Source organism: Rhodococcus sp. G6(2025), from assembly GCF_058628105.1.
Window position 1 is genome coordinate 2167402 of sequence record NZ_CP179750.1, and the last position, 16276, is coordinate 2183677.

General features: G+C 69.4%; 10 protein-coding genes. 2 read left to right on the top strand and 8 right to left on the bottom strand.

The window, feature by feature from the left end:
- Nucleotides 1–11 precede the first annotated feature (11 nt).
- From gabT to ACLIVD_RS09775, 4 genes are all read right to left on the bottom strand, one after another.
- Nucleotides 12–1352, bottom strand: coding sequence for a 4-aminobutyrate--2-oxoglutarate transaminase (gene gabT, locus ACLIVD_RS09760; protein WP_005238605.1), 1341 nt, complete (start codon nt 1350–1352; stop codon nt 12–14).
- Between the two features lie 51 nt (nt 1353–1403).
- Complete coding sequence (locus tag ACLIVD_RS09765) at nt 1404–2834, bottom strand: gamma-aminobutyraldehyde dehydrogenase (protein WP_283331530.1); 1431 nt, start codon at nt 2832–2834, stop codon at nt 1404–1406.
- Between the two features lie 185 nt (nt 2835–3019).
- On the bottom strand, nt 3020–4693 hold the full coding sequence (locus ACLIVD_RS09770; protein WP_491932372.1) for an amidohydrolase: 1674 nt from the start codon (nt 4691–4693) through the stop codon (nt 3020–3022).
- Nucleotides 4693–6123, bottom strand: a complete 1431-nt coding sequence (locus tag ACLIVD_RS09775) for an APC family permease (RefSeq protein ID WP_491932373.1) — start codon at nt 6121–6123, stop codon at nt 4693–4695. Before ACLIVD_RS09775 ends, ACLIVD_RS09770 begins: the two co-directional genes overlap by 1 nt.
- A 102-nt stretch (nt 6124–6225) precedes the next feature.
- On the opposite strand from ACLIVD_RS09775, the gene ACLIVD_RS09780 reads away from it, so the two are divergent.
- On the top strand, nt 6226–6849 hold the full coding sequence (locus tag ACLIVD_RS09780; RefSeq protein WP_241961817.1) for a TetR/AcrR family transcriptional regulator: 624 nt from the start codon (nt 6226–6228) through the stop codon (nt 6847–6849).
- 9 nt (nt 6850–6858) lie between these two features.
- On the opposite strand, the gene ACLIVD_RS09785 is transcribed toward ACLIVD_RS09780, so the two are convergent.
- A complete protein-coding gene (locus ACLIVD_RS09785) occupies nt 6859–8508 on the bottom strand; it encodes an amidohydrolase (RefSeq protein WP_317567975.1) in 1650 nt (549 codons plus the stop codon).
- Between the two features lie 17 nt (nt 8509–8525).
- Nucleotides 8526–9764, bottom strand: a complete 1239-nt coding sequence (locus ACLIVD_RS09790; protein ID WP_491932374.1) for an MFS transporter — start codon at nt 9762–9764, stop codon at nt 8526–8528.
- Nucleotides 9765–10051: 287 nt separating this feature from the next.
- On the opposite strand from ACLIVD_RS09790, the gene ACLIVD_RS09795 reads away from it, so the two are divergent.
- Nucleotides 10052–11578 carry a PucR family transcriptional regulator gene (locus ACLIVD_RS09795; protein ID WP_005259923.1) on the top strand — a complete coding sequence of 509 codons (1527 nt, stop codon included), beginning with the start codon at nt 10052–10054 and terminating at the stop codon, nt 11576–11578.
- A gap of 24 nt (nt 11579–11602) precedes the next feature.
- Here the strand turns inward: ACLIVD_RS09795 and ACLIVD_RS09800 are convergent, their stop codons facing one another.
- Both ACLIVD_RS09800 and ACLIVD_RS09805 read right to left on the bottom strand, forming a co-directional pair.
- Nucleotides 11603–12964 (bottom strand): flavin monoamine oxidase family protein, encoded by a 1362-nt coding sequence (locus tag ACLIVD_RS09800; protein ID WP_283354734.1) that lies wholly within the window; start codon nt 12962–12964, stop codon nt 11603–11605.
- Nucleotides 12965–13015: 51 nt separating this feature from the next.
- On the bottom strand, nt 13016–16198 hold the full coding sequence (locus tag ACLIVD_RS09805; RefSeq protein WP_491932375.1) for an NAD-glutamate dehydrogenase domain-containing protein: 3183 nt from the start codon (nt 16196–16198) through the stop codon (nt 13016–13018).
- Nucleotides 16199–16276 lie beyond the last annotated feature (78 nt).

Consider the following 16276-nt stretch of genomic DNA (forward strand, 5'->3'; position numbering starts at 1 on the left):
AGGCGCACGGGTCAGACGAGCGAGCGCACGATCTGCTCGATGACGGTCAGGGCGTCGTCGAGCAGGTCGTCGCTGATCACCAGCGGCGGAAGCAGTCGGATGACGTTTCCGTAGGTACCGCACGTCAGCAGAATGACACCTTGTTCGAGCGCATGTGCGGCAATCGCCTTCGTCAGTTCGGCGTCCGGCTCGTCGGTGCCGGGCTTGACGAACTCCATCGCGAGCATCGCGCCGCGTCCACGCACGTCACCGATGACGCCGACGTCGGCGGCCAGGGCCTTCAGCCGCGGCAGGGCCAGGTCGCCGATGTGCTGTGCGCGAGCGGGCAGGTCGAACTTCCGCATGCTGTCGATCGCGGCGAGTGCGGCGGCACACGCGACGGGGTTGCCGCCGTACGTGCCACCCAGACCGCCAGGGTGCACCTTGTCGAGGAGTTCGGCGCGGCCCGTGATCGCGGACAGCGGCATGCCGCCCGCCATGCCCTTGGCCATCGTGATGATGTCCGGGACGATCTCCTCGTGCTCGCAGGCGAACCAGGCGCCGGTGCGGGAGAACCCGGTCTGCACCTCGTCGGCGATGAACACGACGCCGTTGGCGCGGGCCCAGTTCACCAGGGTGGGGAGGAATCCCTCGGCGGGAACGATGAATCCGCCCTCGCCCTGGATCGGTTCGATGATGATCGCCGCGAGTGAATCGGCGCCGATCTGCTTCTCCATCTGGCTGATGGCGCGCTGGGCGGCCTGCTCGCCGGTCAGTCCGTCCTGGTCCCGGTAGGGGTAGGACATGGGGAGCCGGTACACCTCGGGCGCGAACGGACCGAAGTGAGCCTTGTAGGGCATCGACTTGGCGGTGAGGGCCATCGTCAGGTTCGTCCGACCGTGGTAGGCGTGGTCGAACGCGACGACGGCGTCGCGGCCGGTGGCGAGGCGAGCGACCTTGATCGCGTTCTCCACCGCCTCCGCGCCCGAGTTGAACAGGACGGTGCGCTTCTCGTGGTCGCCCGGGGTGAGGGCGGCGAGCTCCTCCGCCACGCGGACATAGCCCTCGTACGGGGTGACCATGAAACAGGTGTGGGTGAAGTGCCCGACCTGCTCCCGAACCGCCTCGGCGACAGCCGGATCGGACGCGCCCACGCTGGTGACCGCGATGCCCGAGCCGAGGTCGATCAGGGAGTTGCCGTCGACGTCGACGACCACACCACCGTCGGCATCCGCCGCGTACACGGGGACGCTGGAGCCGACGCCCGCGGCCACGGTGGCGCGGCGGCGTGCGGTGAGGGCCGCCGACTTCGGGCCGGGGAGCTCGGTGACCAGGGCGCGCTTCTGCGGCAGCCGGTACTGGATGTCGTTCATGATGGTGCAGTCCTCAGGGTCGTGACGTGGATGGGTAGGGGGTGGGCGACGTCAGTCGTTGGAGCTCATGACGTGCTTGATGCGGGTGTAGTCCTCGACGCCGTAGCCGGAGAGGTCCTTGCCGTAGCCGGAGTACTTGAATCCGCCGTGCGGCATCTCGGCGACGAGCGGGATGTGGCAGTTGATCCAGACGGCACCGAAATCGAGTGCGGCCGAGAGCCGTTGCGTGACGCCGTGATCGTTGGTCCACACACTCGACGCCAGACCGTACCGGACGTCGTTGGCGAGGGTGACGGCCTCCTTCTCGTCGGAGAAGCTCTGCACGGTGAGGATGGGACCGAACGTCTCCTCCTGCACGATGTCGTCGCGCTGGTCGACGCCGGTGATCACGGTGGGTTCGAAGAAGAATCCCTGCTCTCCCGAACGCTTTCCGCCGGTGACGATCTTGGCCGAGGTGGGGAGCGCGGCGATCTTCGAACTGACCGCGTTGAAATGGTTGACGTTGTTGAGCGGGCCGTAGAACGTGTCCGGGTCGTCCGGCAGGCCGGGGTTGAGCGTCTCGGCCTTGCGGACGAGCGCGTCGACGAGCTGGTCGTGGATGGACTCGTGGACGAGGACGCGGGTGGCGGCGGTGCAGTCCTGGCCGCCGTTGAAGAAGGCAGCCTCGGCGATGCCGCTCGCGGTCTTCTCGATGTCGACGTCACCGAAGACGATGGCGGGTGCCTTGCCGCCCAGTTCGAGGTGGGCGCGCTTGAGCTGGCGTGCGGCGGAGACCGCGACGGCGATACCGGCGCGAACGGATCCGGTGATCGACACCAGTCCGAGGGCCGGGTTCTCCACGAGGGTGGCGCCGGTCTCACCGTTGCCGAGGACGACGTTGAAGACGCCGTCCGGCAGGATCCCCTTGGTCAGCCGGGCCAGGACGAGTGTGCTGTTCGGGGTGGTGTCGCTGGGCTTGAGCACGATCGTGTTGCCTGCCGCGAGCGCGGGGCCGATCTTCCACAGCGCCATCATGAACGGGTAGTTCCACGGGGTGACCTGACCGACGACACCGATCGGCTCGCGGCGCACGTAGGACGTGAAGCCGTCCATGTACTCGCCGGCGGCCTTGCCTTCGAGCATCCGGGCCGCACCCGCGAAGAAGCGGAGCTGATCGGCGCCCACCTTGATCTCTTCGTCGGCGATGACCTGCTTGGGCTGCCCGGTGTTGCGGCACTCCGCCTCGACGAGTTCGTCGCTGTGTGCCTCGATCGCGTCGGCGAGCTTCAGCAACGCGGTCTGGCGCACGCTCGGGGTGGTCTTGCCCCACGAGACGAAGGCCCGCTCGGCTGCCTCGACAGCGGCGTCCACGTCGGCCTTGGTGGAGACGGGCGCACGCCCGACGACGCTCTCGTCCACGGGGTTGATCAAGTCCAGCGTCTCCGTCGCGGATGAGGCGACGAACTCACCGTTGATGTAGTTCTCGAGTACGTCGATCGACATTCGTACCGGTTCCTCTCGTGGGGTCGAAACTCGTGGTTCGGAACGGACCGTCGGTCGAACAGTCCGACCGGGGTCCGGAGTTGCAGAGCATCTGAAAACAAGTGTGCGCTGCCTCACAAGCCAGGGGCAGCTGACAAAATGGTGAAAGACGCGCCCCCCGCCGCGCCGAGTTGTCCAATCCGGAGTCACCCGTGCGAGCAGGTGTGGCCGGCCGCGCCGGAGCCGGCGAACGGCACGTCCGGAACGGCGCTCGCGGAGGCGGCGTCGTGCACGATCGCGCCGCCGACGAGGGTGAGGTCGGCCCGCTGGTCCAGCAGTTGCCCGGGCTCGAGCGTGTAGAGGTCCGCCGACCAGACGACCAGGTCGGCGCGGGCACCCGGACGAATCACTCCGAGCTCGTCCTCGGCGTGCCACGCCCACGCGCCGCCCCGGGTGTACGCCCGCAACGCCGAATCCAGGTCCATCCGTTCGCGCGGAGTCCAGTCGGTCCGGCCGTCCAGGCCCGAGCGGGTCAGGGCCGAGTACAGGCCGACGAGCGGATCCATCTCCCCGACCTGCCAGTCGCTCGAGAACGCCAGCGCCGCCCCCGACTCGGCGAGCGAGCGGAACCGCCACGCCCGCTCCCACCGGTCCTCGCCGACGTTCTCCATCCACGTTCCCGCGACGAGGTCCGGCGAGCAGTGCCGCGGCTGCATCGCCGCGACCACGCCGAGCTTCCGGAACCGGGGAAGGTCCTCGGGGTGGAGGCATTCGACGTGGACGATGCCGTGCCGCCGGTCGGCCGTCCCGTTCACGCGGCCGGCGTGCTCGATCGAGTCGAGCGCCAGGCGGATACCCCAGTCGCCGGTGGCGTGGGTGTGTGTCTGGAAGCCGAGGCGGTCGAGTTCGGTGAGCATCGCGGTGAACTCCTGCGGCGGCAGGCTGGGCGCGCCGCGGTGCCCCGGCCGGTTCGCGTAGTCGGACAGCATGGCCGCGGTATGCGGTTCGATCACGTCGTCGGCGTACAGCTTCACCGGTCCGAGCCGGAGCATGTCGTCGACGGGTGCGCCGTCGACGGCCTCCCGCAGGTCCCGGCGGAACGCGGCGTCGGCGCCGACCGGGTGGAACAGGGCGGTGATCACCCGCGAGTTCATCCGTCCCTCGGCGCGGGCCCGGTACATCAGATCGAGTTCGGCCAGCGGGACCTGCGGTTCGACGACGGTGGTGATGCCGCTCGCGGTCGCCATCTCCAGACTGGACGTGATGCGCCGATAGCGGCGGTCGGGGGAGTACATCGGGATGTCGCGTTGCAGACCGGCCAGACCGGCCCGCGTCATCGCGCTGGTGTAGAAGTCCGTGACCCAGCCGGTGGGGACACCGTCATCATCGAATTCCGGCCGCCCCCAGGGAATGTGGGTGCCGCGGTCGATTCCGAGGACCCGCAGCGCGGCGTCGTTCAGCCACACCGAGTGCTGGTCGTAGGTGGTGATGAAGACCGGACGGTCCGTGAGGCCGCGCAGGTCGGCGGCGTTCGGGCGGCGCCCGGTCACCACGGAGTAGACGGCGTTCTCGGCGCAGATCCAGTCGAGGTCGGGGCGGGCGGCCGCGTGCGCGCCGATCCGTCGCCGGACCTCGGTGAGGTCGGGTGCGCCTTCGAGACTCACGGCGTCGGGATCGAATCCGAGGAGCAGGTGGTTGTGGCTGTCGATGATGCCGGGGGTGAGCAACCGGCCGTGCAGGTCGATGGTGCGCCGGGCGGCGGGGGCGTCCTCGGTGGTTCCGACGTACCGGATCCGGCCGTCCGCGATGCCGACGGCCTCGGCCCGGCCGGTGGTGTCGAACGTGCGCACGACGCCGTTGGTCAGAAGCAGGTCGAGCATCAGCAGTTCTCCTCGGGGGCGGCGTTCAGCAACAGCAGGTGGGTGTTCTTGCGCGGTCGCAGGTACAGGGCGAAGTAGACGAAGCCGGCGGTGACGAGTCCGAGGGAGATGCCGAGGCTGAGCCACTGCTCCGGGTCGAGCAGCGTGACGACGAAGACGAGGCCGAGCGCGGCGATGCAGATTCCCGGGGCCAGCGGCCACAACGGCATGCGGTAGCCGGTTCGGGTGGTGCCGCCGCGGCGGTGGTTGATCGCGGCCAGCGCGATGAACAGGTACGTGAACGTCAGGGTCGACCCGGTGGCGGTGAGCAGGACGTCCAACGGGACGAAGCACGCGGCGAACGCGATGGCGCCCATCACGACGGTGGCGAGGACGGGGACGCGGCCCTTGGTGCTGACGGTCTGCAGCGGCGCGGCGACGGTCTCCGGGAGAGCGCGATCCCGAGCGGCGGCGTAGAGAAGCCTGCCTGCCTGCAGCGTGATCGCGATGATCGCGTTGATCACGGCGAGGGCGATCGAGAGCAGGACCACCATGGCGACGGCGTGACCGGCGCGTTCGGTGAGGAATGCCTCGACGGGAAGGCTGGAACCGAAGAGTTCGGTCTGCGAGCGGGCGCCCACCAGGATCGCGATGAGCGGGACGAGTTCGGTGGCGACGGTGATGACGGCGCTCCAGATCACTGCCTTCGCGATCGAGCGGGCGGCGTTCTTGGTCTCCTCGGCGAAGTAGACGGCGCCGCCGTACCCGTTGTACGCGAAGATCCCCTGGGTGACGGCCAGCATCAGTCCGGAGATCGCCAGTGGTGCGAGGTTGCCGGTGCTCGGATCGAGAACCTCCGGGCTGAGGAGGCTGGTCAGTGGCCGTTCCATGTGGACGAAACCGAGGACGGTGAGCAGAGCCAGCGCCGCCATCTCGACGCCCAGGAAGACCCCGGTGAGCCACGCGTTGGTGCGGATGTCGAAACATGCGGTCACGGTGGTGATCACGACCACGACGAGCGCGGTCTGCTGCGGGGACAGGCCGTGGATCGCGACGCCCAGGTAGTCGGCGACCCCGAGGGCGAAGACGGCGATGATCAGCGGCAGGGAGATGAGACTGATGAAGAACGTGGCGACGCCGAAGGCCGGTCCGAGTGCCCGCGACACGAGCGAGTAGTCGCCGCCGGCAACGGGATACGCGGAGGCGAGTTCGGCGTAGCAGAAGGCGATGAGAATGCTCACGATGCCGGCGATGAGGAATGCCCAGCACACGCCGGTGCCGAACAGGGCGAGCGCCGAGCCGCCGAGGATGAAGACGCTCGACGCCGGCGAGATCGACGACAGGGTGATCAGGATGTTTCCGCCGACGCCGATGCTCCGGGAGAGCGAGGCCTCGTAGGTGCCGGGTGCGGCGGGGGGAGTGGCGGTGGGTGGCCGGGCGGTCTGGTCCATGAGCTGTCCGTTCGGGGAGGGAGAGGGGCGAAATAGTTTTTTGACGGTTCCGTCAAACAACTGGGCCGAGTGTCACAGATCACGTCGGCTAGTGTCAACGGCATGGCGCGACCGAACACTCAGAAACAGCGGCGTTCCGAGCTCATCGAGGCGACACTCCAGGCGGGATCCGCGCACGGGCTCAGGTCGCTGTCCCTGACCGATGTCGCGAAACGCGCGGGCCTGACGCGCGGCGCGCTGCTCTACTATTTCGACGATCTGGATTCGCTTCTCGTCGAGGCCCACCGGGCGGGCACCGAGCGCTATTGCGACCTGCGCGACGAGGCGGTGGCCGCGCAGTCGTCGTACGCCGCCAAGCTGCGGACGGCCATCGACGCCGGGCTGCCGAGCGGTCCCGACGACACCCTGATGCGGCTGCTGTACGAATTCGATTTCATGACAGGCACTTCGGCGCTGCACGACGAACTGGTCCAGAAGATGTATCTGCGGCAGCTCGCGACGTACCGCGCCATCCTCGGCGACGGGCACGCGGCGGGGGAGTTCGCCGTGCGCGGCGACATCGACCAGGCGGCAATGAATCTGGTGGCCCTCGAAGACGCGTACGGGCTGCACATCGTCGGGGGAAACAGTCTCATCACCGTCGAGACCGCGCGCACGGCGATGCTGGGGTTCTGTGAACAGATCGGCTGCGGCGTCACGGAAGACGCCGCAGCCGAACGGGACTGACCGGGTCGGCTACCCCGGGTGGCTGCCTGCCACCTCCGCCTCGTGGCGCACCGAGCCGGCCACCACGGTCAGCTGCACCCGCGCGGTGAGCAGGGAATCGGCGCCGGCGGTGAACGGATCCCCGTCGAGGACCACGAAGTCGGCGGCCTTGCCCGCCACCAGTTGACCGGTGAGATCGTCCCAGCGGCACGAGTAGGCGGCGTCGCGGGTGGCGTGCGCGAGCGCGTCCGCCATCGGCAGTGCGTACTCGGGCAGGTTCGGTGCGAGCGCCGGATCGATCGCGGACTTGCGCGTCGTCGCGATGTACATGTTGGGCAGCGGGGGATGCGGCGCCGTGGGGGCGTCGGACCCCAGCGCGAGGACGGCGCCCGCGGCGGTCATCTCGGGCCACGGGAACGCCCGCTCGACCCGATGGTCGCCCAGCATCGCCCGCCAATTGTCCTGGATCGCCGGATCGGCATGGACCGGCTGCATCGACGCGACGACGCCGAGGCGCGCAAGCCGCTGCACGTTGTCCTTCGTGATCGTCTCCAGGTGCTCCATCCGGTGCCGGCGCGGGCGAATCCCGTTGGCGGCGATCGCCTGTTCGAGCGCGGCAAGCGCGATCTCCGACGCCTCGTCGCCGATCGCGTGCAGGGCCACCTGGAGGCCGGCGGCATCCGCCGCGACGACCACCGGTGCCAGCGAGGCGAGATCCCAGATCGGTTCGGCGTTCGTGCCGTCCGAGTACGGTTCCTTCATCGCCGCGGTGCAGCTGTCGATGACGCCGTCGATGATGATCTTGATCCCGGCCATCCGCAGCCACGGACCCTGCAGTCGTCTCTGGTGCTCCACCGCCTCGTGCACCTGGCGGACGTTCTCCTCGTCCGAATCGGTTCGTTCGATCAGCCAGTGCCCGGCCACCCGGAGCGGCAGCGTGTCCCCGCCGGTGGCCAGTGCACGTTCGAGCGCCTCGACCTCGTCCGCGCCGAGCGCCATGTCGACCGCCCCGGTGACGCCGTCCGCGAGATACTGCTCGAACGCTGCCGCGAGGGCGACGTCCCGCTCGGTGTCGCTGACCAGCTTCGCGAGGGCGGGCCACACGATCTGGGTCACCGCCGTCTCGTAGAGCATGCCGGTGGCCTCGCCGGTGACGGGATCGCGCTCGATCCGGCCGCCGATCGGGTCGGGAGTGTCCGCGTCGATGCCGAGTTCGCGGAGCGCGGCCGTGTTCACCCACGCCGAGTGCACATCGTTGGAATCGAGGTACACGGGACGGTCGGCCTCGGCGGCGTCGATCATCTGCCGCGTCGGCGGGTGCCCGTCGAGTGCCGAAAACAGCCAGCTGCGTCCCAGGAGCCGGGGTGCGTCCGGGTTCTCGGCGGCGAACCGTCGGATGCGGTCCTGGATGTCGTTCAGATCGGCGGCGCTCTGCAGGTCCACCTTCTGGAGGGCCTGGCCCATCATCAGCAGGTGGGTGTGGGCGTCGATGAAGCCGGGCAGGACGAAGGCCCCGCCGAGTTCGACGACGCGGGCGTCGCCGGACAGCGTGTCGGCGGTCGCGGTGTCGCCGACGTAGGTGAGGCGATCGCCCTGGACGATCATCGACTCGGCCCAGGCGGGTTCGGCGGCGGTGAAGATCCGGCCGCCGCGGTAATGGGTCGTCGTGTCGGTGTTCATGGTGTTCTCTCTTTCCGTCAGACGACGACCGAAGTGGTGTACCGGGCAGTGGGATCCTGTCCGGGTGACGCGGACGCGCGCTCGGTGCGCGTCGACAGGCGAGCGATCGACACGATCGGCACGAGCAGGACGAGGCTGATGCCCGCCAGGACGAAGCCGAACGCGACGTAGCCGACTGCGCCGGTCACGAGGGTGCCGAAGAGCGGGGCGAATGCGGACCCCACCAGATACGTCCCGAGGAGCGGGGCGGACCAGCGGCCGGACGAGTCCAGCGCGGCCGCGATGGCGACGACGTAGATGAAGGCCGCGGCGTACACCGTGTTCCAGGCGATGATGAGCACCAGATACGTCGTCGAATCGGTGGCCAGGCACGAGCCCAGTTTGAGGGCGGCGCCGAGCACGAGGAGCACGGCGGTGGGGACGGTGCGTCCGAGGCGTGACCCGAGCGCGGTCAGGACGAGGGCGGCGCCGATGCCGCCCGCGGTGGAGAGGCTGAGGGCCAGGCCCATCTGCTGTTCCGTCAGGGCGGCGTGTTCGGCGCCCATGATGCCGGACACCGCCCACAGCGAGTCCTCGCCGATCGCCCAGATCGCGAAGAGCACGAGCAGGGTGAAGCCGGCGACGGCCAGTTTCTTCTCGGTGACGCCCTCGGGCAACGGGGTCGCCGTGTGCGCGGTGCTCGCCGAGTCGTCCTCGACGGCGGGGGCGGACGGCAGCCAGCTGATCGTGAACACCGTCGCCAGCGCCAGTACCGCGACGATCCCGAACGCATTGGTCATGTGCAGGCCGAGGATCGGGATCAGTGCCAGTATCCCGGTGACCGCGGTGCGGTTGACGAGCCCGTTGATCCCGGACACCCGGTTCGGATTGTTCAGCGCGGCCAGGGCCGCCCCGCCGACCGCGACCGCGCCGCCGGCACCGATCCCGCCGACGATGATCGCGACACACGCGATCGGGGCCGAGTGGACGGTGGCGGCGACGGCGAATCCCGCAGCCATCACGACGAGGCTGACGCGGCCGAGCAGGTGGCGCGAGCGGCCCGCCGCCCACCGGGTGGTCGCGAGGCAGACGAGCGCGGTGGCCAGCAGGGAGCCGGTGAGGACGGCGCCGGCGACGGTCTGGGTGATGCCGAGATCGTCCACCATCGCGATGATCATGAGCGGGATCAGATTGGCCGTGATGTAGCCGACGACGAAGACGCTGAACGTGGCGATACCGCGGCCGAGTGTCAGTGGGACGCGGACGGCGGCGGTCACGTGGGAATCCTGGGGTGGGTCAACGACAACTCCGTGTCTCGGGTGGCGCCCGCGTGAGACGTGGGTCACTTAGCGAATGGGATTCGTTAAGTATGCGGAGGGCGCGCCCCGTACGCAAGGGGTCAAACGAACTCGATTCGTTAAGGTTGGGTTTCGGCGTCGCCCGAGGGTCGACGTCTGACACAATGGAGTAGTCGTCCGTGCTCCGCTGGCCAACTTGTCCAGCGCTATCCCGATCCCGACTGATCGGGGTGGCACGGACCCGACCGCAATGCGCAGGAGCCGACATGACCGTTCCCGTTCGCTGGATGTTGTCCCAGCCGGACCTGGCTCTCGAGCTGAAGGGTGGCGCCGCCGGTCTCGGGAACGAGATCACGTTCGCCCACACCACCGAACTGCAAGACCCCTTCCGGTGGCTCTCCGGCGGCGAATTGCTCCTCACCACCGGCATCCGGCTTCCGCTGACCGCCGCCGACCGGGCCCGATACCTGCGCGGCCTCGGTGAAGCCGGGGTGGCGGCAGTGGGGTTCGGCACCGGTCTCTCGCATCCGGAGGTCCCCGAGGACCTGGTGGCCGTCGCCGACGAGATCGGGCTGCCGCTGCTCGAGGTGCCGTTGCCGACACCGTTCGCGGCCGTGGTCAAGAGGGTCATGAACCGACTCGCGGAGCAGGAGTACGAGGCGGTGCTGCGCGCGTCCCGGGCCCAACCGCGGATGACCCGCGCCGTCATCCAGGGCGGCACCGGCGCCACCGTCCGCGAGCTGGCCGTCGCCACGTCGGCCACAGTCCTGCTCCTCGACCTGTCCGGCCGGGTGCTGGAGTCTCATCCGGCGCAGCCCGCGGAGGATGTGATCGGGGAACTGCGGGAAGTGCTGGAGGCGGGTACCGGCGGGGCGTCGAGCAGCGTGTCGCTGGCACGGTCGGGTGCGTCGATCACCGTGCAGCAGATCAGCGTCGGCAGCACACCGCACGGACACCTCGCCGTGATCAGCCCCACCGCTCTCAGCCACGTCGACCAGATCCTGCTCGGTCACGCGAACTCGTTGCTCGCCTTGGATTTCGAGAAGCCGGTGCGGCTCCGGACCGCACAGAACCGGCTCAACTCGCACGCCCTCGGCCTGCTGCTCACCGAGGACCGCGACCTCGCGCCCGCCTGGTCGCAGATCCGGCACGCCGCGGACGCGGACGGGATGGTCCGCGGACTCACGGTCGTGGCCGAGACACCGGCGCTCGCGGAACGGGTGGAGTCGGCGGTCGCGGTCGCCATGAACAAGGCCGGGCGGCAGCTCTTCTCGCGCCGTCACGACACGCGGGTCACGGTTCTGCTGCGGGGAACCGACGACGTGGACTTCGCGCGGGCGATGCTGCGCGGACTGTCCGGGCCGGCGCGGAAGGCGATCCGTGCGGGGCTGAGCGGGAAGCGGGAGGTCGCCGGTCTGGTGGCGGCGATCGAGCAGTCCCAGCTCGCCGCGTCGGCCGCCGAGGCGGGGGCAGAGCCGTTGGAGTTCGCGGCGCTGACCGGTAGCGCGCTGCTCGCCTTCAGCTCGACGCGGGAGGTGCTGAACTCGCTGGCGGACACGATGATCGCGCCGATCGACGACTACGACCGCACCAACGGCACGGAACTGCTGGGATCGCTGCGGGCGTTCCTCGAGGCGAACGGGCACTGGGAGTCGGCGGCCGCGGCGATGGGCGTGCACCGGCACACCCTGCGCAGCCGCATGGCGCGCATCGAGTCGTTGATCGACTGCCGGCTGGACGTGGCGCGGGTGCGCGCCGAACTGCTGCTCGCGATCATCGCCCGGCAGTCGTGACTGCCGGGCGATGATCGGATGGGACTACTTTCCGAGGCGGGCGACGATGTCCGCGGCGGTGCGCTGACCCATCCGCACGGCGCCGTCCACGTGCTGGTAGCCCTCGGCGGCGATGTCCGAGCAGGAGAAGTGGAACGGTCCGACCGGCGTCCGCGTGTCCTTCCCGTACCGGTGCAGGCCACCGAGGTCGAAGCTCGCGGCGTACGCGCCCCGGGTCCATTCCTCGGAGCCCCAGTCGGACTCGTAGTAGACGACCGGCTCGGCGGCCTTCGGTCCGAGGTAGCGGGCGAGCGAACCGAGGATGGTGGCGCGACGCTCCTCTTCGCTCAGTTCGAACATCGCGTCGGCCTTCTCGTCCGACACGAACGCGACGAGGGTTCCCCGGCTGTCCCCGTGGTTGGTGTTGTCGTACACCTCCTGGACGACCTCGGACGCGCCGAATCCGGTGCCTGCAAGGCCGTCCTCACGCCAGAACGGGGTCTCGTACACGGCGTGCACCTTGATGACGAGTCCCAGCGACTGGTGCTGGTGCATCTGGTGCTGGCGGCGCGGCAGCGGCGGGTCGTAGGAGATGCGGGAGTACAGGTTCGGCGGGACGGCGAGCACGACGCGGGCCGCCTCCACACGAATGTCCCCGTCCGCCAGCACGACTGCGCCGTCCTCGCTCCACTGGACGGTGCGCACCGGCGCGTTCAGGAAGACGTCGTCGCCGAGGGCGGCGGCCATCCGGATCGACACCTGCTGCATGCCGCCGATGACGCGCTTGTCGAGGATGAAGTCCTCGTCCACCAGGTGCGAGAACGATCCGGCGGACGCGGCCATCAGCACCGCCTGCAGCGCCGAGAACGAGTGAGCGGGCTTGGTCAGCATGCCGCCTGCGATGAACAGGCCGATGTTGTCGCGGGCCTCGGCGTCGTCGGACTGCTCGATCAGCCAGTGCTTGAACGAGATCGTGTCCAGTTCGCGGGCCAGCGGGTGCGCCCAGGGCTCCTCGGCGCCGACCTGCGCGGCGAGGTCGTCGAGGATCTGGATCAGCCGGTCCATCTCCTTGCGGGTCGTCTCGTCGACGGGGAAGGATTCGCCGGTGTAGCGGGTGCGTTCGCCGGCGGCCGAGATGTAGACGGATTCACCCTCGCGGTACCGGTCGAACGTCTCGAGTCCGAGTTCGTCGAGCAGGGAGATGAGCGTCGTCTGGTCGGGGGAGACCCACTGGCCGCCGATCTCCAGCATCGCGCCGTCGATGGTGTCGGTCCAGGTCCGACCTCCGACGCGGTCGCGCGCCTCCAGGACCGCGACGGACAGCCCCGCCTTGCGCAGCGCGGTGGCTGCGGCCAGGCCGGACGGGCCGGCGCCGACGATGGCGACATCACGTTGGAGAGTAGGCACTTTCGAGCTCCTTTGGTTGAAGTGCTGACGGATTCGTGAAATGTGGTTCGGTTAGCAGCGGGTGAGCGCGAGCGACAGTTCGGCGTCGATGACGCAGATGCTCGAGTTGTCCACGCGGTCGTGGCTCCGCAGCTCGCCCAGCATCTGGGCCAGGCGGTCCGCGGCGGTGGTGTGTTCGGTCAGCCAGTCGGCGACGGCGTCGGCGGCGGACGTCGCGGACGAGGCGTCGCGCAACACCAGTCCGATCAGGCCGTGCCAGTGCTCCTGCAGGTTGTCGACGAGGACGGCACCCGCCATCGCCTCCCAGTAGGCGGTCCCGGTCTCGCCGACGGAGAACCGTTCCGACAGCCAGTCGAGGCCCACCACGCGGCCGAATTCGCGGTACGTCTCGGCGACCTGGGTGATCGGCAGGGCGAGCGACTGCGCGGTGGTCTCCAGGGCGAAGCCCTGCGCCAGGATCCGCAGCGTGCCCAGGTCCTGGGCGGGCGCACCGGTGAGGCGCGGCAGTGCGGCGGCGAGTTCCTGGACCGGCTTCGCGAACCGCTCGATCAGCTGCTGCGCATCCGTGCCGGCGGTGCGATGCCGCAGCAGCCACGACGTGGTGCGTTCGATCAGGTCCTGGATGCCGAAGTGCAGGTTCAGCCGGGTCCGGTGGGACGCGCCGGGCAGGGTGAGGACCTCGTTCCACAGGCGGTCGATGTCGAACACCTGCCGCACCACCGCGTACGCGACGGTGATCTCGGGGGTGCCGACGCCGAGCCGCTCCTCGAGGCGGTGGATCAGGCCGGGTCCGACACGGTCGATCATGTCGCCGGCCACGATCACGGCCACGATCTCCCGGGCGAGCCGGTGACCGCTGATCTGCTGGGGGACGCGTTCGCGGATGGATGCCGGAAAGTAGTCGGCGAGAACACCGTCGAACACGGCGTCGTCGAGCACGGGGGAGGCGAGCAGTTCGGTGACGACGAGGTTCTTCGACTGTGCGAGCAGAACCGCGATCTCCGGCCGGACCAGTCCCTGGCCCGCGCGGTGCCGGGCGGACAGTTCCGCCGCCGACGGCAGCACCTCCGCGGCCCGGCTGATCCCCGCGTCGCGCTCGAGGTTCTCGATCAGCCGCTCGTGGCGTCCGAGCAGGAACGGTGCGTGGACCTCGGCGAGGCTGATGGCGAGGGTCTGGGAGGCGGCGTCGGCGAGCACCGATTCACCGATCTCGTCCTGGACGCGGGCGAGCAGCGTGTTCCGTTCCGCCGCGGGCAGTTCGCCCGCCGCCACCGCCGCGTCCAGCGCGACCTTCAGGTTCACTTCCCGATCCGACGTGGCGACGCCGGTGGCGTTGTCGATGAAGTCGGCGTTGATCCGGCCGCCGTTCAGCGCGTACTCGATGCGGGCGCGCTGCGTGAGGCCGAGGTTGCCGCCCTCGCCGATGACCGCGGCGCGCACGTCGCTCGCCTCCACCCGGACGGCGTCGTTGGCCGGGTCCGCGGCGTCGGCGTGTCCCTCGGTGGAAGCCTTGACGTACGTGCCGATTCCGCCGTTCCACAGCAGATCCACGTCCGCGGTCAGCAGCGCCTTCACCACCTCGTGCGGGGGCAGTTCGGTGGCGGTGACGCCGAGGCGTTCCCGCACCTGCGGCGACAGCGGGATCTTCTTCACTGTCCGCGGCCACACGCCGCCACCCGCCGAGACGAGGCTCCGGTCGTAATCGTCCCAGCTGCTGCCGGGCACGGACGCGAGGCGCTCGCGCTCCCGGTAGGACGCCTCGGAATCCGGTTCGGGGTCGAGGAAGATGTGCCGGTGGTCGAACGCGCCGACCAGCCGGATGGCGCGGCTGAGCAGCATGCCGTTGCCGAACACGTCGCCGGACATGTCGCCGATGCCGACCACCGTGAACGCGTCGGTGTCGACGTTCTTGCCCATCTCCGCGAAATGCCTGCGGACGGAAACCCATCCGCCGCGCGCCGTGATGCCCATCGCCTTGTGGTCGTAGCCGGCGGAGCCGCCGGACGCGAACGCGTCGCCGAGCCAGAAGCCGCGACGCGTCGCGATGCTGTTGGCCAGGTCGGAGAATCGGGCCGTGCCCTTGTCGGCGGCCACCACCAGATACGGGTCGGCGTCGTCGTAGATCACCGTGTCGCGGGGGTGGACGACCTCGCCGTCGACGATGTCGTCGGTGACGTCGAGCAGTCCGTCGATGAAACTTGTGTACGCCGCGCGGACCGCGTCGGGTGTCGTCTCGGTGCGCACCACGAACGCGCCCTTCGCGCCCATCGGAACGATCAGCGAGTTCTTCACGTGCTGTGTCTTCATCAGACCCAGAACCTCGGTGCGGAAGTCGTCCTTGCGGTCCGACCACCGCAGTCCGCCGCGCGAGACCGGACCGCTGCGGACGTGGCTGCCCTCGACGATCGGCGAATGCACGAAGATCTCGCGGTACGGGGTCACGGCCGCAGACAGCGACAGCAGCGACGGGTCGATCTTGAACGCGGCGGGGGCGGCGCTGATGGTGCGGTCGTGCTGGAACCAGTTGGTGCGCAGCACCGCCGACGTGAACGACAGCAGGCCGCGGAGCAGACGGTCCTCGTCCAGCGTCGCGGTGCGGTCGATCGCGTCGAGCAGCACGCGCTCCGCGTCCGCGACGGCGCTGTCGCGGTCGGGGCCGGTGACGGCGGGATCGAAACGGGCGGTGAACAGGTCGCGGAATCCGCGCACGAAATCGCTGTGCCGCAACAGGATCGCCACGATATTGGGTTCCGACAGTCCCAGCCCCACCTGGCGGAGGTAGCGGCAAGCCGCCCGGACCAGGACGGCGTCCATCCACGTCAGGTTCGCCGCGGCGACGAGGCGGGTGAATCCGTCGACCTCCAGATGTCCGGCGGCCGCAGCCTCGAACGCATCGGACAGCAGGCCCGGAGTTTCGGCGTCCCAGGCGAAGTCGCCGGTGCTGAAGTCGAAGCGGTGAACCAGCGGGCTGCCGGGCTTGCCCGCGGGCAGCTGTTCGTGGGACGCGACCCGCAACCCGAGGTCCGCGAACAGCGCGACCAACTCGGCGAGCAACGGGGTGCCCTGCGGCCAGACCATGACGGCAGCCGGCTCGGGCAGTGCATCCGCGGTGTCGACGAATCGCAGCCGCGGAGTAGTTCCTCCGGACGCCAGGACCGCGCTCGACACGGCGGCCTCGTCCCGGCGTGGACGGGGTGTGTCGGTCGTGCTCGGAATGACACCGGTATAGCTCATCGTGTGGCTCCTGACCCCTGATCTGGCAAACGCGTGACTTGGGAACCAGTGTGTCGAGAAGAGACGCACGCCACATCC

Bases quoted from the DNA above. Each gene is read 5' to 3' on its own strand.
- ACLIVD_RS09765 (WP_283331530.1), bottom strand. From the start codon at position 2,834: ATGTCGATCGACGTACTCGAGAACTACATCAACGGTGAGTTCGTCGCC.
- ACLIVD_RS09785 (WP_317567975.1), bottom strand. From the start codon at position 8,508: ATGAACACCGACACGACGACCCATTACCGCGGCGGCCGGATCTTCACC.
- ACLIVD_RS09780 (WP_241961817.1), top strand. From the start codon at position 6,226: ATGGCGCGACCGAACACTCAGAAACAGCGGCGTTCCGAGCTCATCGAG.
- ACLIVD_RS09775 (WP_491932373.1), bottom strand. From the start codon at position 6,123: ATGGACCAGACCGCCCGGCCACCCACCGCCACTCCCCCCGCCGCACCC.
- ACLIVD_RS09770 (WP_491932372.1), bottom strand. From the start codon at position 4,693: ATGCTCGACCTGCTTCTGACCAACGGCGTCGTGCGCACGTTCGACACC.
- ACLIVD_RS09795 (WP_005259923.1), top strand. From the start codon at position 10,052: ATGACCGTTCCCGTTCGCTGGATGTTGTCCCAGCCGGACCTGGCTCTC.
- ACLIVD_RS09805 (WP_491932375.1), bottom strand. From the start codon at position 16,198: ATGAGCTATACCGGTGTCATTCCGAGCACGACCGACACACCCCGTCCA.
- gabT (WP_005238605.1), bottom strand. From the start codon at position 1,352: ATGAACGACATCCAGTACCGGCTGCCGCAGAAGCGCGCCCTGGTCACC.